At 57.7% G+C, this 19,241-nt stretch carries 19 protein-coding genes; 8 read left to right on the top strand and 11 right to left on the bottom strand.

Translation table 11 applies throughout. The annotated features are described in order from the left end of the window. Window positions 1–128: 128 nt before the first annotated feature. The gene (locus tag OC597_RS07855; RefSeq protein WP_262208285.1) at window positions 129–1,547 is read right to left on the bottom strand and encodes an aminotransferase-like domain-containing protein; all 1,419 of its coding nucleotides are present in this window, start codon (window positions 1,545–1,547) and stop codon (window positions 129–131) included. A gap of 144 nt (window positions 1,548–1,691) precedes the next feature. Here OC597_RS07855 and OC597_RS07850 point away from each other — a divergent pair, with 144 nt between their 5' ends. Genes OC597_RS07850 through OC597_RS07840 form a run of 3 tightly spaced genes read left to right on the top strand, consistent with a single transcriptional unit; the run spans window position 1,692 to window position 4,266 of the window. Further along, window positions 1,692–3,092, top strand: a complete 1,401-nt coding sequence (locus OC597_RS07850) for a cytochrome ubiquinol oxidase subunit I (protein WP_085117220.1) — start codon at window positions 1,692–1,694, stop codon at window positions 3,090–3,092. A gap of 2 nt (window positions 3,093–3,094) precedes the next feature. Further along, complete coding sequence (gene cydB / locus OC597_RS07845) at window positions 3,095–4,102, top strand: cytochrome d ubiquinol oxidase subunit II (RefSeq protein ID WP_261256437.1); 1,008 nt, start codon at window positions 3,095–3,097, stop codon at window positions 4,100–4,102. A 14-nt stretch (window positions 4,103–4,116) separates the two neighbouring features. Further along, a complete protein-coding gene (locus tag OC597_RS07840) occupies window positions 4,117–4,266 on the top strand; it encodes a DUF2474 domain-containing protein (RefSeq protein ID WP_085117222.1) in 150 nt (49 codons plus the stop codon). Window positions 4,267–4,329: 63 nt separating this feature from the next. On the opposite strand, the gene OC597_RS07835 is transcribed toward OC597_RS07840, so the two are convergent. From OC597_RS07835 to OC597_RS07790, 10 genes are all read right to left on the bottom strand, one after another. Next, window positions 4,330–5,415, bottom strand: a complete 1,086-nt coding sequence (locus OC597_RS07835) for a fatty acid desaturase family protein (RefSeq protein WP_261256434.1) — start codon at window positions 5,413–5,415, stop codon at window positions 4,330–4,332. Continuing rightward, a complete protein-coding gene (locus OC597_RS07830; protein WP_261256432.1) occupies window positions 5,412–6,494 on the bottom strand; it encodes a fatty acid desaturase family protein in 1,083 nt (360 codons plus the stop codon). Before OC597_RS07830 ends, OC597_RS07835 begins: the two co-directional genes overlap by 4 nt. Then, window positions 6,487–7,620, bottom strand: a complete 1,134-nt coding sequence (locus OC597_RS07825; protein ID WP_261256430.1) for a sterol desaturase family protein — start codon at window positions 7,618–7,620, stop codon at window positions 6,487–6,489. Before OC597_RS07825 ends, OC597_RS07830 begins: the two co-directional genes overlap by 8 nt. Further along, window positions 7,617–8,234 carry a phosphatase PAP2 family protein gene (locus tag OC597_RS07820; RefSeq protein WP_261256790.1) on the bottom strand — a complete coding sequence of 206 codons (618 nt, stop codon included), beginning with the start codon at window positions 8,232–8,234 and terminating at the stop codon, window positions 7,617–7,619. Before OC597_RS07820 ends, OC597_RS07825 begins: the two co-directional genes overlap by 4 nt. Beyond that, on the bottom strand, window positions 8,234–9,517 hold the full coding sequence (locus OC597_RS07815; protein ID WP_262208282.1) for a F390 synthetase-related protein: 1,284 nt from the start codon (window positions 9,515–9,517) through the stop codon (window positions 8,234–8,236). Before OC597_RS07815 ends, OC597_RS07820 begins: the two co-directional genes overlap by 1 nt. Further along, the gene (locus OC597_RS07810) at window positions 9,514–10,320 is read right to left on the bottom strand and encodes an MBL fold metallo-hydrolase (protein WP_262208281.1); all 807 of its coding nucleotides are present in this window, start codon (window positions 10,318–10,320) and stop codon (window positions 9,514–9,516) included. Before OC597_RS07810 ends, OC597_RS07815 begins: the two co-directional genes overlap by 4 nt. Beyond that, window positions 10,313–11,329: an NAD-dependent epimerase/dehydratase family protein gene (locus tag OC597_RS07805; protein ID WP_261256423.1), complete on the bottom strand. Its 1,017-nt coding sequence runs from the start codon at window positions 11,327–11,329 to the stop codon at window positions 10,313–10,315. The genes OC597_RS07810 and OC597_RS07805 overlap by 8 nt, the downstream gene beginning before the upstream one ends. Further along, window positions 11,326–12,333 carry a 3-oxoacyl-[acyl-carrier-protein] synthase III C-terminal domain-containing protein gene (locus OC597_RS07800; protein WP_261256421.1) on the bottom strand — a complete coding sequence of 336 codons (1,008 nt, stop codon included), beginning with the start codon at window positions 12,331–12,333 and terminating at the stop codon, window positions 11,326–11,328. The genes OC597_RS07805 and OC597_RS07800 overlap by 4 nt, the downstream gene beginning before the upstream one ends. Window positions 12,334–12,556: 223 nt before the next feature. Continuing rightward, complete coding sequence (locus tag OC597_RS07795) at window positions 12,557–12,823, bottom strand: hypothetical protein (protein ID WP_261256420.1); 267 nt, start codon at window positions 12,821–12,823, stop codon at window positions 12,557–12,559. Then, window positions 12,820–13,044, bottom strand: a complete 225-nt coding sequence (locus tag OC597_RS07790; RefSeq protein ID WP_099064339.1) for a YlcI/YnfO family protein — start codon at window positions 13,042–13,044, stop codon at window positions 12,820–12,822. Before OC597_RS07790 ends, OC597_RS07795 begins: the two co-directional genes overlap by 4 nt. A 307-nt stretch (window positions 13,045–13,351) precedes the next feature. Between OC597_RS07790 and OC597_RS07785 the strand changes: the two genes are divergently transcribed. The 5 genes from OC597_RS07785 to OC597_RS07765 all read left to right on the top strand — a co-directional run bounded on the left by OC597_RS07785 (window position 13,352) and on the right by OC597_RS07765 (window position 19,241). Further along, the gene (locus tag OC597_RS07785) at window positions 13,352–13,948 is read left to right on the top strand and encodes a tyrosine-type DNA invertase (protein ID WP_261462880.1); all 597 of its coding nucleotides are present in this window, start codon (window positions 13,352–13,354) and stop codon (window positions 13,946–13,948) included. A 420-nt stretch (window positions 13,949–14,368) separates the two neighbouring features. After that, on the top strand, window positions 14,369–14,917 hold the full coding sequence (locus OC597_RS07780; protein ID WP_261284838.1) for a fimbrial protein: 549 nt from the start codon (window positions 14,369–14,371) through the stop codon (window positions 14,915–14,917). 47 nt (window positions 14,918–14,964) lie between these two features. Then, window positions 14,965–15,639 carry a fimbrial biogenesis chaperone gene (locus OC597_RS07775; RefSeq protein ID WP_261424203.1) on the top strand — a complete coding sequence of 225 codons (675 nt, stop codon included), beginning with the start codon at window positions 14,965–14,967 and terminating at the stop codon, window positions 15,637–15,639. 60 nt (window positions 15,640–15,699) lie between these two features. Beyond that, window positions 15,700–18,219 (top strand): fimbria/pilus outer membrane usher protein, encoded by a 2,520-nt coding sequence (locus tag OC597_RS07770; RefSeq protein ID WP_262208278.1) that lies wholly within the window; start codon window positions 15,700–15,702, stop codon window positions 18,217–18,219. Then, window positions 18,210–19,241: a fimbrial protein gene (locus tag OC597_RS07765; protein WP_261462878.1), complete on the top strand. Its 1,032-nt coding sequence runs from the start codon at window positions 18,210–18,212 to the stop codon at window positions 19,239–19,241. Before OC597_RS07770 ends, OC597_RS07765 begins: the two co-directional genes overlap by 10 nt.

Below are 19,241 nucleotides of genomic sequence, written 5' to 3'. Positions count from 1 at the left end.
AAAATGTGACAAAATTTATCGAAGAGTAATGGGCAGCCGGAGGGCTGTCTAACAACGAAACCGGCATTCCATTGCCGAAAAAAGCATTATGAATTTTTCTATTGCGATACCCGGCCAATCCGCCCGGCTCAGCCTGTCGGTTCGAGCTGCCGGATAAGTTTGGCTAAGGTTTTGATTGCCGCCTCGTGCTTGTCGCTCCAGTCAAAAGAGGCGTTCAGGCGGAAGCAGTGGTTGAAATGGTTGCCGGTGGTGAACATCCGGCCCGGCGCGATACTCACGCCCAATGCCAGCGCACGCTGATACAGTTCCATCGACGACAGCGCGGGATCCAGCTCCAGCCACAGGAAATAGCCACCGTCGGGCTGACTGACTTTGACTGTGGGCGGAAAATGGTGAGCGATCGCCTGGCGCATCATGCTTTGACGCTGCGCCAGCAAGCGACGCAAACGCCGCAGGTGGGTATCGTAGCCGCCGTGCAGCAGATAGTCGGCAATCGCCAACTGGGTAGGTACGCTGGTCGATACGGTGCTCATCAGCTGCAACCGCTGGATCTGCTGCGCGTAGCGCCCCGCCGCCACCCAACCGACGCGAAAGCCCGGTGCCAGGCATTTGGAGAATGACGAACAGTGCAGGATCTGCCCACCACTGTCCCACGCCTTGGCCGGCTGCGGCCGCTCGGCGCTGAAATACAGCTCGCCGTAAACGTCGTCCTCAATCAGGGAAATCTGCCGCTCACGCAGTAAGTTCACCAGTCGCTGCTTGTTGTCGTCCGACAGACTGGCCCCCAGCGGGTTCTGAAAGTGGGTCATCAGCCAACAGGCTTTGATCGGATACTGCTCCAGCGCCTGCTCCAGTGCGCCCAAATCGATACCGTCCTGCGGATGCGTGGCAATCGCCACCGCCTTCAAGCGCAGCCGCTCCAGTGCCTGCAACGCGCCATAAAACGCCGGTGACTCGATCGCCACGTAATCTCCCGGCTGGGTCACCGCCTGCAGGCTGAGGCTCAGAGACTCCATCGCCCCGGCGGTGATCACGATTTCGTCCGGCGCCACCTGCATGCCGCTCAGGGCATAGCGCTGGGCAATATGGCGACGCAGTGCTTCATTGCCGGGCGGCAGGTTGGCCAGTGAACTGTGCGGCGTAAACTTGCGCGCCACGCTGCTCAGCGCCCGCGCCAGCTTCGGTTGGGCAAACAGGGTGGCGTCGGGAAACGCCGAACCAAAAGGCACAATCTCCGGATCCTGACACGCCTGCAGCACATCAAAAATAAAGGTGTTGATGTCCACCTGCTCGCTCAGCAACAGCTTCTCGCCGTGAACCGGTTGCGGCAACGGCTGCGGGCGTGCCGCCACATAATAACCGGACTGCGGCCGCGCGACGATCCAGCCCTGACTTTCCAGCAATTGATACGACTGCACCACCGTCATCAGGCTCAGCCCGGCGCGTTTACCGCTTTCCCGCAGCGACGGCAACTTGTCCCCCGCCCGCCATACCCGGGTTTGGATCTGTTCACGAATCTGTTGTGCAAGCTGCTCGTATCTGGTCATAGGCCCTAACTGTTATATGAAAAAGTGAAATAACTGTCACTATTATAGCTAATGTACTCCGTGCTTAACTTGGCGCCAAGCTTTCGAGAGAAAAATTACCGCTATACTGAAGAGGCCATTTTATGTACAACCCAAGGAGGCGCCATGCTGGGTCTTGATGCACTGGAACTTGCCAGAATACAGTTCGCCTTCACCGTTTCTTTCCATATCATTTTTCCGGCGATTACCATCGGCCTGGCCAGTTATCTGGCAGTACTGGAAGGATTGTGGCTGAAAACACGTAATGAAACCTACCGCGATCTCTATCATTTTTGGTCAAAAATCTTCGCCGTCAACTTCGGTATGGGCGTGGTTTCCGGCCTGGTGATGGCCTATCAGTTCGGCACCAACTGGAGCTTCTTCTCCGAGTTTGCCGGCAGTATCACCGGCCCGTTACTGACCTATGAAGTGCTGACCGCCTTCTTCCTGGAAGCCGGTTTTCTGGGGGTGATGCTATTTGGCTGGAACCGCGTCGGCCCTGGCCTGCACTTCTTCGCCACCTGCATGGTGGCGTTGGGTACGCTGATTTCCACCTTCTGGATCCTGGCGTCCAACAGCTGGATGCAAACGCCGCAGGGCCATGAAATCATTAACGGCCAGGTGGTGCCGGTCGACTGGCTGAAAGTGATTTTCAACCCGTCATTCCCGTACCGGCTGTTGCATATGTCCACTGCCGCCTTCCTGTCTTCGGCGTTCTTTGTCAGTGCCTCCGCCGCCTGGCACCTGTTGCGCGGGCGCGATACTCCGGCGATGCGCAAAATGCTGTCGATGGCGATGTGGATGGCGCTGATTGTTGCACCGATACAGGCGATGATCGGCGATGCTCACGGCCTGAATACGCTGAAATATCAGCCGGCGAAAATCGCCGCCATCGAAGGTCACTGGGAAAATGCACCGGGTGAAGCCACCCCGCTGATCCTGTTCGGCTGGCCGGATATGCAGCGTGAGGAAACCCGCTTCAAGCTGGAGGTGCCCTATCTGGGCAGCCTGATCCTGACCCACAGCCTGACCGAGCAGGTCCCGGCGCTGAAATCCTTCCCGCCGGAAGACCGCCCTAACTCCACCGTGGTGTTTTGGTCGTTCCGCATTATGGTGGCACTGGGTATGTTGATGATCCTCGCCGGGGTCTGGAGCCTGTGGCTGCGTTGGCGCGGCGGGCTTTATCAGTCCCGCCCTTTCCTTTACTTCATCCTGTGGATGGGCCCCTCCGGGCTGCTGGCCCTGCTGGCAGGCTGGTTCACTACCGAAATTGGCCGTCAGCCGTGGGTAGTGTATGGCCTGCTGCGTACCAAGGATGCGGTCTCCGCACACGGTGACCTGCACATGAGCATCAGCCTGCTGGCGTTTATCATCGTCTACTGTTCGGTGTTCGGCGTGGGCTACTCCTACATGATGCGGTTGATCCGCAAAGGGCCGCAGCAACATGAAGGCCACGAAGATGACACCGAAGGCCGACCGGCGCGTCCGCTGTCTGCGGTGAAAGAAACTCTGGATGACAGGAGCTAAGCATGGGCATTGATCTTCCGCTGATTTGGTTTGTGATCATCGTGTTCAGTACCATGATGTACGTGGTAATGGACGGGTTTGATTTGGGTATCGGCATCCTGTTTCCCTGGGTTAAGGACAGCGGTGACCGTGATGTGATGATGAACACCGTCGCCCCGGTCTGGGACGGTAATGAAACCTGGCTGGTGCTGGGCGGTGCGGCGCTGTTTGGTGCTTTCCCGCTGGCTTACGCGGTGATCCTCGACGCGCTGGCTATTCCGCTGACGCTGATGCTGTTTGGGCTGATCTTCCGCGGCGTGGCCTTTGAGTTCCGCTTTAAGGCCACGGCGGAAAAACGCCACATTTGGGACAAGGCGTTTATCTGGGGCTCCCTCTTCGCCACCTTCAGCCAGGGAGTGGTGGTGGGATCCATCATCAACGGTTTCCCGGTCAATGGCCGCACCTACGCCGGTGGCGCCCTCGACTGGCTGACGCCGTTCGCGCTGTTCTGCGGGCTGGGGCTGGTAGTGACCTATGCGTTACTCGGCTGCACCTGGCTGGTGATGAAAACCGCCGGTGACCTGCAGGCCCGCATGTACCGGCTGGCAACGCCACTGTTGGTGACCCTGCTGCTGGTGTTGGCGGTGGTCAGTATCTGGACGCCGATTGCCCACCCGGAGATCGCCACCCGCTGGTTCTCACTGCCGAATCTGTTGGTGCTGTTGCCGGTGCCGATCCTGGTGCTGCTCAGCGCCTGGGGCATTCAGCATGGGGTGAAAAATGCGGCGCACTATTCACCGTTCCTGCTCACCCTGCTGCTGGTATTCCTCGGCCTGAGTGGCTTGGGCATCAGCATCTGGCCACTGTTGATCCCGCCGTCTATCACCCTGTGGCAAGCCGCCGCACCGCCGCAAAGCCTCGGTTTTATGCTGGTGGGCGCGCTGTTTATCATTCCGATTATTTTGGTTTATACCTTCTGGAGCTACTACGTGTTCCGCGGCAAGGTCAGCCATGAACATGGTTATCACTGATGAGGGAGCAAACTATGCAGGATAAAACCGCACCCGCACCGGCGCCCTGGTGGAAACGCGTCGGCTGGCTGGTGGTGATCTGGAGTGCCAGCGTGCTGGGGCTGTTCGCCGTCGCCTCGCTGTTCCGCCTATTGATGAACGCCGCGGGCATGAGATCGCATTAACCCAGGCGTTGTCTGGCAAAGAGAACATTAGCGTGGGCGGTATCATGCCCACGCTAATAATAACTACAAAGGTTTACGCCCCATCGCGCTGAGAAAGCGCTGTTGCAGACGCAGCAACTCCCCCAGTTCCAGCACCCGATAGTCGATACCAAAGCGCGGTGCCACTTCAGCAATAATACGGCTCAACGCCGGGTAATGTCGGTGACTCCAGTGCGGGAATAAATGGTGCGTCAGGTGCAGATTAGCGCCGCCCAACCAATAGCCCAGCCAACGCGGCCGTGGGAACCAGTCAAAGGTAGTGGCGAACACATGGTGATACCAGCCATGCGCTAACGGCCCCTGTTCCGGTGCCTGATAAAATTTCGCCTTGGCCCAGTGAGTGCCGATAATCAACATCACAAACAACAGTGAAGACAGCATCTGGCTCAGCAGGTAAACCAGCAGTATTTGCCCCACGCCAATCGCCGGAGGCAACAGATAGCACGGGATCGCCAGCGCCAGTATCAGGTGTGCCGCTTTGCCCGCCAGAAAAACACTCCAGCCACGCACGCCCTGCTGCGCCATCCTCGTCCTGACCCGGGTCCGCCCCGCCCGATCCAACCAGTCGAACAGCCAGATGTAATACGGAAAGGTCATCGCCGCTACCAGCGGCCAGTAAAAGCGCTGCGCGCGCATAAAGGGCCGCCAACGCTGAAACGGCGTTTGCCGCAGCACGCCATTGGCATCGATATCGGGATCGTAATGCTCAATGTTGTTGTGCGCGTGGTGAAAAATAACGTGCCGTACCCGCCAGCAATCGGGATCTAATCCTAGCGGGATACTTACCAGGCAATTCAGCCAACGGTTGGCCCAGGGCTGCCTGAAAAATGCGTTGTGCGACGCGTCGTGCACCACATTCACCGTGAGGAACATGCCGATGAAAATGAAACCGAAGTAGCAGGTAAAGAATGCCCAAAAGCTCTGTTGTTGCAGACTCAGCCCGTAACAGAGCGCACACAGCGCCAGCAAGAGCAGCACCTTCGCCAGCATGCCGCCGTCGGCAAAACGATGGTCGCGATTGTCGGCCAGATAGCCCTGCGCGGCCTGCATCAGCGCACGATGCAGCCCGGTGTCATCCGGCTTGAAGGCCAACGGACGCAATGGCTTCATAGCTGCCCCATCCGGCGTAAAAATTGCTGTTGCTGTGCCAGCAGCTCGCGGTAGCCGATACAGCGGTATTCCATGCCGTGCTGCGCCGCCAACTGCGCCACTATGGCGGCCAACGCCGGATAATGGCGATGATTCCAGCCGGGAAACAGATGGTGAGTCAGGTGATAATTCAGCCCGCCGGTCAGATGCTGCAACCCGCGCGGCGAGGTCTGCCAGTCACAGGCGGTCGCGAAATTATGTCGGTACCAGCCGTGCGGCATACTCCCTCCTTCCGGCACAGCGTAAAACTCGGCCTGCGCCCAATGGGTGCCCAGCAGCAAGAACACCACCAACAACGAGGCACACATCTGGCTGACGGTGTAGGCCAGCAGCACCCAGGGCCAGCCGATACCGTTCTGCTGACACAGCACCAGCGGCAAAGCCAGTACCAGCACCAAATGACCTGCCTTGCACAGAATAAACACCGCCCAACCGCTACGGCCCGGTAAAATATTCTTTTCATGCAACGGGGTTTTACCCAAACGATCCGACCAGTCAAATATCCAGGCGATATAGGGCAAGGAGAGTGCGGCGATCAACGGCCAGTACAGGTGCTGATAGCGCATATGCCTGCGCCAACGCTGAAACGGCGTCTGGCGGAAAAAACCGTTCTCTTCGGTATCCAGATCATAGTGTTCGACGTTGGCATAAACGTGGTGATATTCCACATGCCGCACCCGCCAATAATCCGGATCCACCCCCAGCGGCAGCGTCACCAGCCGCCCCGCCAACCGGTTGGCCCAGGGGGCGCGCAGAAAAGCATTATGCGAGGCATCGTGATTCACATTCACGTTGAGCAGCATCCCCATCATCACAAACAGGAAATAACAGCCGAAAAACGCCCACGGCTGATGCTGCATCAGGCCCAGCACATAAAAAACCACGCACAGTACCAGCAGCAGCGCCGCCTTGGCTAACCGCCAGCCGTCGGCATAACGATGATCGCCGGCCAGGTAGACATGAGCCGCCCGTTTGAGATCGCGATGAAATGCCTGTTCGCCATCGGCGGGAAACTTCAGAGGAGCCAGTGAGTCAGCCATAGGGTTCCTCCACCGGTGCCGGAGCGCTCGTCCGGCCCCAGCCCAATGCCGCACAAACGCCATGCAAGGCGGTTATGCCCATCGCAACCTGCCAGTAAGGCTGCGGCCAGCCCAGATAACCGATAAACAACAGCGGGAGGCTTAGCGTCATCAACAACCAGACGACAATCGCCCAACGATGCCCCTCGGTCATGCCGCCCAGCGCCATCGACCCCAGCGCCAGCAACACCAGCAGCGCCATTTGCGGCCAACTGATATCGCTGTAGCCATAGCCATACTGGTAAACATAGCCAATCACCAGGGTAAACAGCAGCATCGCACCGCTGAACACGCTAAGCGCCGAGTAGCGGAAACCCCCACTGCTCGCCTTGGGCCGCCAGCGCAGGCGGAAATAGCGCAAGAATGGCAGATTGCTGGCCCAGAACGGATTAGCGGACGGCTTATCGCCGCTAACGCCATACACAAACGGCGTTTGCGGCAGGCTCGGGCAAAAAGTGCCGAACAGTTTGTCCCAAAAAATAAAGCTGCCGCCGAAGTTCTTGTTCGAATAGGCCATGTCTTTAACGTGATGCACCCGGTGATGCGCAGGCGTGACCAGAATGTGTTCCAGCCAGCCAAGTTTGGGGGTCAACGCATTATGGTTAAACAATTGGATGCTGTAATGCAGGATCGAGACCGTGACAAACACCGACAGCGGCACGCCCAGCAGTGCCAACAGAAGAAAGAACGGGATCGAGGTCAACGACGAATACCAGGAGTTGCGCACCCCCAGCGATAAATTGAAATGCTCGCCCTGATGATGCACCACATGCACCGCCCACAGCACGCGCAGATAGTGATGCAAGCGATGCAGCCAGTAAAAACCGAAGTCCCACGCCAGCAGGGCAAACAGCCACATCAGCACCGGCGGCCAGTTGCTCAGCAAATCCAGGCTGAAATGCGCCGCCACATAGCCGTAGCAGGTGATCTCCAGCCCGCGGAACAGCCACAGCATGATATGGCCAGAGTTCAGATTGAACACCAGATCGTGCCAGTTGACCTGCCGCCGCTGCGCATACTGCAGCACCAGCGCCTCACCGATGACGACAAACAGCATGAACACAATGGGCATCGCCAGTTCGCTCATCCTATCTCTCCTTTGACGGCGTCACGCCGCCAGCTTTCTATACGCAGTGCCAGCCAGCCGGCCAAAAATGCCAGCAATGCACCGCTGGCCAGATCGACCAGCAGATGGCGACGCAGTTGCAAAATGGAAAAGGCAATCGCCAGCGCCCACAGCATCAACAGCGCGGTTCTCACTTTACGCTGTCGGTCACTCAGTGCCCACACCGCCAGCACCGTCAACGCCATATGTAACGACGGCAGGCAGTTTTGCAACGAATCCACCTGGGTCAGCGCCGCCAGCAGTTTTGAACTCACACCGACCCCGCTGTCTTGCGGATAAGCCATAGTGGTCGGCCACAACAGGTAGACCGCCCCGGCACCCAACGCCGTCAGTTGCATCGCGGCACGTAACCATTTCACCCGTGGCATCGGTGCCAGCAGATAACCGAGCGGGATAATGATAAAGAAAGACAGGTACAGCCAAATGGCCGTCGGACTGAACGGGATCCAACGGTCAATCGCCGAAGGGGGAAGCAGCGTGCCCACGCCCTGCAGGCGATCGCTGCTGCTATAAATCACCCCAACGAATCCCCAGCCCAACAGCATTTGCCACAGCCGGTACGGCAGCGTTTTCATCATACTGCCACCTGCCGGATAATCCGCCTTCTCTTGCGATCAAACTGCGGCATCACCGCCTGTACCTTCAATTGCCACTCCAGACCAACTGTGGCAATACCCTGACGTTCAAACAAGGCTGCCAGCTGCGCCTGACAATGCGCCAGTTCAGCTTCACTACAATCGGCCATCAATTGCAACTGCCGTTCACCGGACTGCACCAGGCGGTAGTCACTGGTCAGCGGCAATGCATTGGCGATCGCCCGGCTGCACAGATCGGCAAACACCACCTGCGGCTGACCAAAGGCATCCGGCAATATCAGTTGGTCATCACGCCGCCCTTCAATACGGGCTATGGCCATCGACGGCTGCCCGCAAGGGCAAGGCTCCGTCTGCCGGACCAGCACGTCGTCCAGCCGGTAGCGGACGATCGGCTGGGTACTGCGGGTAAAGTCGGTGATCAACGGCGTAAAGCGCTGTTCATCAATCCACTGGGGCTCAATATGCAAAAACTCTTCGTTCAGGTGCAGGGTGCCATGCGCACAGGTGGCGGCCAGGAACCCTTCGGTGGCCTGATACACCTCACCTACTGCCGGAAACACCTGCGCCAGCAGTTGCCGGTCTTGCTCTTCCAATACCTCGGCCACTGAAATCACTTTTTTGACCTCGAGCCGAATCTGCTGGGCCAACACCGCCAACGCCAGTGCGCGCAGCACCTGCGCCGGTGCGACGATGATGGTCGGTGCCTGCTGCTCCAGCCGCGAGAGTTGTTCGGCAAAGGGGGCGAAAAGATCGTAAAACTCCAGGCTCAACCAGCGGTTGTTGACGCTGTGATACAAGTTATTGTCCGCCCGCAGAAACAGCGCGACACGCTCCCCGGCAAACAGCCCTTCCGGCAGCATTTTCGCCAGCATGCCACCGGCCCAGACGCTTTGCTCATGCGGACTGACGACAAAAATACCGCGCTGGCCGGAAGTGCCCGATGACAGACCCACGCTGTATTTGCCGATTTTCGGGCTGAAATCCCGCTGTTGCTCACTGCGTCGCGCGCAGGCCAGTAATTGATCGCGCTGCAACCCGGCGGTGTTCATTTGGTCGAATTGCTCCATCATCAGCGCCTTGTCCATCTGCGGCCAGGTGGCGATGGCTTGCCGGTTGAAGCGGCTGAAATAAGGGCTTTTGGTCAGCACGCGACGAGCAAAACGCTTTAGCCTTCTGGCCTGGTAAGCCTCCAGCGACTGACGATCGTCAAAGGTTAAGCGCCGGGCACGAAAGTAGTGCCACAGCGTCATCAGCGAGATCATAGATCCCCCTCATGACACAGCAGAATATTCGCGTTGCCGCTCGCCCATAGCTGATTCAACCGCTCCAGCGTGTGGTAATAGGCGTTAGCATCGTCCATCACCAGATTGGCCAACCGCGAAGGGCCACGCAGCTGCTGATAACTCAGTGGCGACCAGGCCGCATCGCTGGCCAATAGCGTCCAGCCGTCGTCGGTGAGAATAAAGGCGCCAATATGGCCGGCCGCATGCCCCGGCAGATCGACCAGCAGGATCTGCCCATCACTGCCTGGCAGCGCATAGCCACGTTCGAAAGGTGCCAGCAACGCGGGCAAACTCACCTCTGGGAAACCTTCGATAAACTGCAGGCCACTCTCAAAATCTTCAGGGATCAGTCCGGGGATAAAAGCGCGCTTTAATGCCGCAAAGCCACGCAATGGCCGGGTTTGTCGCCAGCCCTCACCCGAGCAGATAAAATCGAGATGGTTAAAATCGCGCAACCCGGCAATATGGTCGGCATGAAAGTGCGAAACAATCAGCGCCTGTATGTCATTAGCGGCGTAACCGGCGGCTAACAACTGCTGATTCAGCGATTCACGGGGATCGAAATACACCGGCGTCATTTGCCGGTAAATGCGGAAAATGCCGGACTGCGTCTGCTGCTGGAAATACTGTGCATAGCCGGTATCCCACAGCCAACGTCGATCCCCCACTTCCAGTAAATAGGCCCGAGCCGGGAATTTGCACACCCGGAAACCTGCGCCCCGCAGCGCCATGCAGCCGATATGGGTGCAGTATCCCACTTCAAAAGCGGTGACCTTAGCCATGGGGCATATCTCCCTGTCGTTTAAGCCACTCTCCGGTAATGCGGATCCCCTCGTCCATCGAATAACGCGGCCGGTAGCCCAGTTGCTCCACGGCACGAGTTTGGCTCAGCGTCATATCGAAATACACCGCCGCCACGCTGTAGCGCGTCAGCAGGGGTTCTTTGCCGGTGAAATGGGCCAGTAGCTCCAGTCCCCCGGCCAGCACCTGCAATAAGGGGTATGGCACGGCCTGCAGCCGGTAGCGCAGCCCCAACTGCCGGTGCAGCAGTGCATCCAGCATATCCGCCAACCGCTGTGGTTGATGATTGGTGATGTTGTAAACCGCACCGGACGGCAGTGGCTGCTGACGGCTGGCCAGGTCCATCGCATGCACCACGTTCAGCACGAAGGTCAGATCCAGCAGCGCTTTACCACCGCCGGGCAACCGTAGCACCCCGCGATCGCGATCCAGCTGTTGCAACAGCCGCGGTACAATCACCCGGTCGTGTGGACCGAACAACCCTCTGGGGCGCAGAATAATATAGGTAGTTTGCGGATAGCGCGGCACCAGCGCCTGCAGCCGTTGCTCCACGGCATATTTGCTGGCGGCGTAATGATTGGCGAAACGCCGGGCGCGATACTCTTCATCGATATTCTGATGCGGCTGAAAATCAAAATAGATCGCCGGCGTGGAGATATGAATAAAACGCCGGATGCCACAGTGCCCCGCCGCCTGCGCCAGCTTTTCGGTCGCCGCCACGTTGGCCTGATAAAACTCACGCTTGCTGCCCCAGGGGGAGGATTTTGCCGCACAGTGCCAGACCCAATCGCAACCAGCCATCAGTTGACGACACTGTTCCTCCGTCGCCTGAGTCAGGTCTAGCTGGGTGAACTCCGCCCCCAACCGAAGCAGTTCCTGCCCGGCACGGCTGTCACGCCCGGTGGCATGAACCTGATGGCCCGCCTCCAGCAGCCACTGCGCCGCGTTACGCCCCAGCCCACTGGTGGCTCCGGTGACCAGCACCCTCATGGCAGCAGCACCATACCGGCCAGCGACAGCCCGGCGGCGGTGCCGATCAGCATCACCGGTTTGCCGGGATTAAAACGCCCGCCGGTGACCGCAGCATGCAGCGCCGTGGGGATAGAGGCCGCCACCTGATTGCCGTGATAACGATAGATATCCACCAGTACCTCGGCAGAAACGTGCAGCCGCTTGCGCATATGTTCGAGCGACAGGTGGCTCGCCTGATGCGGCACCACCGTGGCGATCTGCGCTAACGTCAGGCCACTGGCCGCCAGCAGACGGGCCAGATAATCTTCGATCAACGCCGACGCCTGACGGAACAATTTTTTGCCCTGCATATGGAACAGAAAATCGCTGTTATTCATACCGGCGCGCGGGTTGCGCCGCGTACCACCGGCGCGGATCTCGCACAACTCACTGCCTTCAGGATAGGTTTCTACCAGACTCGCCAAAATACCGCTGGTGCCGTCGCCACGCTCGACGATGGCACAGGCCGCACCGTCGCCAAAAATCAGCGAGGACTCTTCGTGATCCCAGTCAATCCCGCGTGAAGCCAAATCGGCGGAGACAATGGCAATACGCCGGTAGGTACCGGCATTCAACAGCCCGGCGGCCACCTGCATGGCGGAGATAAAGCTGACGCAGCTGCTGTTGATGTCGAAGCCGGCGGTGCCCGGTGCCAGTCCTGCCACTTTAAGAATGTGTGCAGCGGTGCAAGGCAGCGCCTGCACTGAAACCGCTGACGCGGAAATTAGCAGGTCGATGGATTGTGCCTCGAGGCGGCCACGGGTCATAGCATCCTGCAACGCGGCGACCGCCAGTTCAGCCTGGCTGGCATCATCCGCAGCGTGAAAACGGTAACTGATGCCGGAGCGTTTTTCGACGTAGCCAGGCGGCTTGCGCAGCAGGCTATCCAGCGTGGAGGAATCGACACGGTTAGGCGGCAACGCGGCCCCCGTAGCGATGACTTTCAGAGGCAGTAACGCCGGAGAACAAGATTGTGTTGTCATTATTATTGTTAACTAACCTGAATATCCATAAAGCGATCTCCCGGCGCACCCCAGCAGGCAGCGGCGAGTCATCCCCGGATTTAAATCCCAAAGTGCCCGCAAACAGGGGCTATTGATTGTTTTTATGCACTGCAAACTGCCGGCAGCCGCCGACGAATAATTGTAACCCTACTGAGATAGCAAGTTTACGGCAAGGAAGCAAGAATGGGCAAATCGACGGGAGTTATTTGGCGTGGCTATTGGGGAAGTAAAAAGAGATCACCAACGTGACCAACGGCAGTGCGCCAATCTTCAACAGTTCAAACACCTGCCTGATAGATTCATTTTGATCCCAATAAGCGTGGGCAACAAAAACACCCACGCTGATAACAAAGATGCCGCACAACACCTGGCGAGCCAGACGCAAGCGCTCCATTTCATCGAACACCAATGCCGGATCCAAATACAGTGTTTCCGCATCCACCTTCGCACTTTGGTTTTGGATGCTCATGGGAAAACCCCCACCACCTGACCTACCGCCTCCAGCACCTCACCGTTCTCCCGTACGATGCCAAGAGAAGAGCCGTCTTGTTTCACCCATTGCCTGTCGGCAATGCTAATTAACGCAAAAGCCAAGCGGATCACATCCGTTTTCTTCATTCCATGCCGCTTGGCAATATCGTTCAGATTATCATCAATTTCATTTGATAAACGAATCGGTAAACTACGCATACCCCACCTCCTGTGGCTGTCTGTCAGTGGGGTAAAGCTTACTTTAGCAGCAAGGATTGTTCAATTAGCGAACTGCGTAACGCTTCGCAAATTCAGCAGGTTGCGCGAAATAAATGCCTTATCGAAATTGCCGAATATAAAGCAAACCTATGGCAGACAAGCGCTGCAAGAGTTCAGATTTTCCTGCCCACAGACTGCCGCTCTTCTTCACCAAACCTGCACTATACTCGCTGTGCATCGTCAATGATTGACGGACTGCGCCCATGGTCGGCTTGTTGCTGGCCATTGTCTTTTTTGAGGATAAGCAATGCAAAAAACCCACGCTCACCGCAAACACCTGACCCGCACCGAAGTCACCCGACTACTGCAACAGGCCGCTGCCGGACGCGCACCCGAGCGCGACTGCTGCCTGATCTGGATGGGCTTTATCCACGGCTGCCGCGTCAGTGAGCTCAACGGTCTGCGCCTGGCGGATCTGGATATGGAAAGCGGTTGTGTTTACATGAACCGGCTTAAAAATGGCCTTTCCACTATTCATCCGCTGGAAGCGACCGAGAAACAGTTGCTGGCCCGCTGGCTGGAAAAGCGTCAGTCGTGTCGCAATCTGGAAGATGAAGAGTGGTTATTCCTGTCGCAAAAGGGCTACCGGCTGTCGCGCCAGCGCATCTACCGCATGTTGCAGGCCTACGGCAAACAGGCAGGATTAGCGGTGGCCGCACATCCGCACATGCTACGCCATGCCTGTGGCTATGCCCTAGCCGATAACGGGGCCGATACGCGAGTGATTCAGGACTATTTGGGGCACCGCAATATTCAGCATACCGTGCTGTACACCGCAGCCAATTCAGGACGGTTTAAACATCTGTGGAGGGAGGAAAAAGCAGACGAAAATGTTACCTTTTGAGTCAAACTGACACATAACTTAAGAATGTCCTAAAAAAAAGTCAACATTTGTTTGAGGGTTATTTTGCATCATAAAATAACTGTTTAAATATCAGTAGGCTGTAATCTCTCCTTTATTTCGCTAAGCCCGCATTCTGTCTGGATCCGTGGCTAGAATACTCCTATTGCAATACTTCATCATACCGATTAAAAAAAATAAACCAGTCAATTAATCCGATAAAACACCATCCATGGTGTTTTACACCATTAAAACCACCTCATTACCTAGCGAACAACACTACTCACTTAATGTGACATTTTGACTCAAAATGTTGCCTTTTACGCTAAGTGGAACATGACGATCAAATTAAAAAAAGGAAACCCTATCAATGGGTTAATGGAGATCTGTGCGTAGAATCGCACCAACCAAGGAACTGTTATCATGAAAAAAAACCTGCTCGCGGCCGCTCTGGCCACCACCGCGGCATTCTCTTTCTCTTCCGCCTTTGCTGCTGATGGCACCGTCAATTTTACTGGTTCCGTCACAGACACTGCTTGCGTCGTCGACATGGGGGGGACTAACGTGTTGGCGGTGCAAATGGGTAAAATCAGCAAAAGCTCATTCACCGTTGCCGGAACCGTCGCAGCCGCCACTAAGTTTACTCTTCAGTTGAAATCTTGCCCTTCGGCTACCACGGCTACCGTTAAGTTCGATGGCATCGCAGCAAACGGTGATGACAAAGTTCTGGCGTTGACTACCGGCACCGGTGTGGCAACGGGCCTCGGCATACAGCTTAGCGACAAAAGTGGGGCGGTGCTGCCCCTGGCCACCAATTCCACCAGCTATACCCTGCTAAAAAAGGATCTAACCGCCACCCCACCTGCCGACGTCAATGATCTGGTCTTCACCGCTCGATATATCTCCACCGCAGCGGCAGTGACGGCCGGTTCCGCAAACTCTACGGCTACCTTCAGCATCAACTACAACTGACTTCCCCGCCAGGACGGCATTTGCCGTCCTTTTTTTGGAGACGACTCATGAAATATGGGCTTGCCGCCCTGTGCGGCGGTGTGATGATGATGAGCCAACTGGCACAGGCCGGCGTGGTGGTCGGTGCCACCCGTCTGGTGTATGACGGCGACAAGAAAGAATCCTCGCTAAGCGTGAATAATCCGGACTCCCTGCCGTATCTGATCCAGTCCTGGGTAGAACCGCAGGAGGGCAGCAGTGAAAAGGCCCCCTTTATCCTGACCCCACCGCTATTCCGCCTGGAAGCCGGCCGACAAAACGTACTGCGCGTAGTACGGGTCGGCGGTGCGCTGCCGGAGGATCGGGAGACGCTGTACTGGTTGAACGTTAAGTCCATTCCATCGGCAGAAAGGCGCGACAACACCCTGCAAATTGCGATCAAAACCCGCCTTAAGCTGATTTTCAGACCGACCGGACTGAAAGGGCTGCCCGAAGATGCCACAGGAAAACTGACCTGGCACCGCAAGGGATCACAACTGGAAGTCAAAAACCCCACCCCTTTCTATATGAACTTCCAGAGTGTGACGGTCAATGGCCGGGAAGTGAAAGACGCCACCTACGTAGCGCCACAGAGCACCGCCAGTTTTACCCTGCCAGCCTCGGCGGGCAATGCAATAACCTGGCGGATAATTAATGACTTTGGCGGCCCCGGTGTACTGCAACGGGGCACTTTGCAGGAGTAAAGAGAGTAGCCACTCCCTTTTCCCGGGTGGCATACCGACCGACAACAAGGATGTGACGTAATGAAACAACCTCAACGGATGGGCCTCTCGCCTACCCGGCTGGCGATCCTGATAGCTTTGCAACTGTTGGCTCAGAACGTGCAAGCACGGGACTATTTTAACCCGGCGCTGCTGGAGCTGGATGGCCCACAGCAAAGCGTCACCAACCTCGCAACCTTCGAAGAAAACGGCAGCCAGTTACCCGGCGATTACCGGGTCGATGTGCTGATTAACGAGCAGCAGGTCGATACCCGCACGGTCACCTTTGCCCCCGGGGCCGACGGTCAGGGGCTGCAACCCTGCATCAGCGTCGCTGAACTCGCCACCTACGGCGTGCGCGTCGCCCAGTTCCCGGCGCTTGGTGCCCCCGATGCGGCCTGTGCGAACCTCGCTGCCATTCCCCAGGCGTCCGCCCACCTGCTGTTCGACCGCCAGCAGCTGGCGCTCAGCATTCCCCAAGCCGCGCTGGCTCGTCAGCCGCGTGGCTATGTGCCGCCCGCACAGTGGGATGAAGGCATCACCGCCCTGCTGCTCAACTACAGCCTTAGCGGCGCCAATAACACCGCTCGCGGTGGCGGCAACGGCAGTAACAGCAACAGCCAGTACGCCAACCTGCGCCCCGGCTTCAATGCCGGGCCCTGGCGGCTGCGCAACTACACCACCTGGAGCCGCAGCAGCGACGGTCAGGATAAGTGGGACACGGTGTATACCTACGCCCAGCGCAACCTGATAGCCCTGAAGAGCCAGTTGACCCTCGGCGACAGCAACGCCCCGGCCGAAGTGTTTGACGCGGTGCCCTTTCGCGGCCTGCAAATCGCCTCCGACGACGAGATGCTGCCCGACAGCCTGCGTGGCTACGCCCCGGTGGTGCGCGGTATCGCCCGCACCAATGCTCAGGTGGTGGTGCGTCAGAACGGTTATGAGATTTACCGGGCCTACGTCGCCCCCGGCGCCTTTGTGATTAACGACATGTACCCGACCGGCGGCAGCGGCGACCTGCAGGTCACCATCAAAGAGGCTGACGGCAGCGAACAGCATATTGTGGTGCCCTTTGCCTCGCTGCCGGTATTGCAGCGCGAAGGCCGACTCAAGTACAGCCTGACCGGCGGCCAGTACCGTAGCTATGACCGCAGCGTCGACAAAAGCACCTTGGTGCAGGGCACCGCCATTTACGGCCTGCCATGGAACACCACCCTGTATGGCGGCGTGCAGGCCGCACAACATTACCAGTCGGCGGCACTCGGCGTCGGCAACAACCTCGGTGACTGGGGTGCCTTCTCGCTGGACATGACCCAATCGCGCGCCCAACCCAAACACAAGCAGCGCGCCACCGGCCAGTCCTGGCGGGTGCGCTACAGCAAGAACCTGGTGCAGACCGGCACCAACTTCGCCATCGCCGGGTACCGCTACTCCACCGCCGGGTTTTATTCCCTGTCCGAAGTGCTGGACGGCTGGCGCAGCGGCAGCGCCCCGCTGTGGATGAGCGAACGCCGCCGCAACCGCGCCGAACTGAGCATGAACCAGCAACTGTGGCAGGACGGCGGCAGCCTGTCGCTCAGTGCCGTGCGCGAAGATTACTGGAACAGCGACCGCAGCCTGGCCTCATTCGGGCTGGGCTACAGCAACAGCTGGCGCGGCATCAGCTACGGCATCAACTGGAGCCACAACCGCAACACCCAGGGCACCACCCGCACCAATGACCAGCAAATCGCCTTTAACCTCAACGTGCCACTCAACCTGTGGGACAACAACAATGCCTGGGTCAACTACAGCCTCAACAACACCAAAGGCGGGGCCACCAGCCACAACCTGGGGCTGAGCGGCGTGGCACTACGTGACAACAGCCTGAGCTGGGGCCTGCAGCAAACCTACGGCACCCGCGGTCAGGGTTACGGCGGCAACGCCAACCTCGACTACCGCGGCACCTACGGTGAAGCCACCGCCGGCTACAGCTATGACAAGAATACTCAACGGCTGAATTACGGGCTGAACGGCAGCGTAGCGGCGCACCGCAACGGCGTCACGCTCGGCCAACCACTGGGTGAAACCGCTGCGCTGGTTGCCGCACCAGGGGCAGACGGGGCCAGTATCAGCAACCAAACCGGGGTGCGAACCGACTTCCGCGGCTATGCGCTGGTGCCTTATCTGACGCCGTACCGGCGCACCGAAGTGGCACTGAGCCCGGATACCCTGCCGGACGATGTCGATCTGCCGCAAAGCAGCCGCCGGGTCACCCCAACGCGCGGCGCGCTGGTGCGGGCCGACTTTACGCCAAGAGTGGGTGCACGAGTGCTGATGACGCTGAAGCAGGCCAACGGCCAGCCGGTGCCGTTCGGCGCCACGGTCAGCGACAGCGACCCAGAGGCAGCGCCGGGCAGCAGCATCGTCGGCGACGGCGGTCAGGTGTATCTGAGCGGCGTCTCGCCGCAGGGCAGCCTGCAGGTGAAATGGGGTAGCGGCGAACAGTGCCGGGTCAGTTATCAACTGCCACAGACGACGCAGCCGGGCGGGATAAGTCAGATGGAGGGAGCATGTCGATGAATGGGCGAATGATGAAAATAAATATGACCACAAAGTTTATACCGTTCTCAGTTCGTAAAATTGCACCAATATTCACATCATTTATATTAATGGCAGGGGTAAATAATAATGCAATTGCCGACTGTTCTCTTCTGCGGGGGACATCTGTCAACATGCGTCTTTCACTTCCAGGCAGCCTAATAATACAACGCGATACTCCACTGGGTTCAGTCATTTGGGCTAGTGGAAAAAGCACATCTACAGGTACTTTGGATATTCAATGTTCTTATGGAACCGCATATGGAGAAAATAGTAAATATAATACAGCACAAACCTTGGTGTCAGGCTATACCGATGTTTACCAGACTAAAGTGCCTGGTATCGGCGTTAGGGTGCGAAACGAAGGTACCTATTCCGGCTGGAACCCCGTCCCTACATCATCCAATTACGTTGTTAATACGACCTTTTGGAAATATGACGAAAGCAAATACACCTTCTTCAAATTAGAACTGCTTTATATTGGCGGAGATGTCAGTGGACAATTATCATTCGCTTCCCCCCTGGCATCCTTAGACATAAACTCTATCAACGCCAGCCAATTATATGTTGACGGTAATACAAGCATCACAAAAATAGCCTGCTCCCTCAACAGCACCTCCATCAACGTCCCACTGGGCGACATTTTCGCAACCAAATTCACCGGCATAGCCAGCACCGCCGGTGACAAAGGTTTCGACCTCGGCCTGAGCTGCGACAAAGACGCCAGAATCAACGTCTCTCTGGCCGGTACGCAAAATGCCGACACCGCTGAAACCAGCGTGCTGGCCTTGACCAGCGCCGGGCAAACCGGCACCGCCAGCGGCGTCGGCGTGCAGTTGCTGTATGGCGGCACGCCGTTAAAAATCAGCAACAACATCCTGCTGAAAACATCCCTCGGCGGTCAGGAGTCCCTGCCGTTCACCGCTCGCTATTACCAGACCCTGGCCGATGTCGGTGCCGGAGTGGCCAACAGCAGCGCCACACTGAACATTACCTATCAGTAA

The organism is Serratia proteamaculans, assembly GCF_946227095.1.
Taxonomy (GTDB): domain Bacteria; phylum Pseudomonadota; class Gammaproteobacteria; order Enterobacterales; family Enterobacteriaceae; genus Serratia; species Serratia proteamaculans_E.
This window is presented reverse-complemented; position numbering and strand designations above follow the sequence as displayed.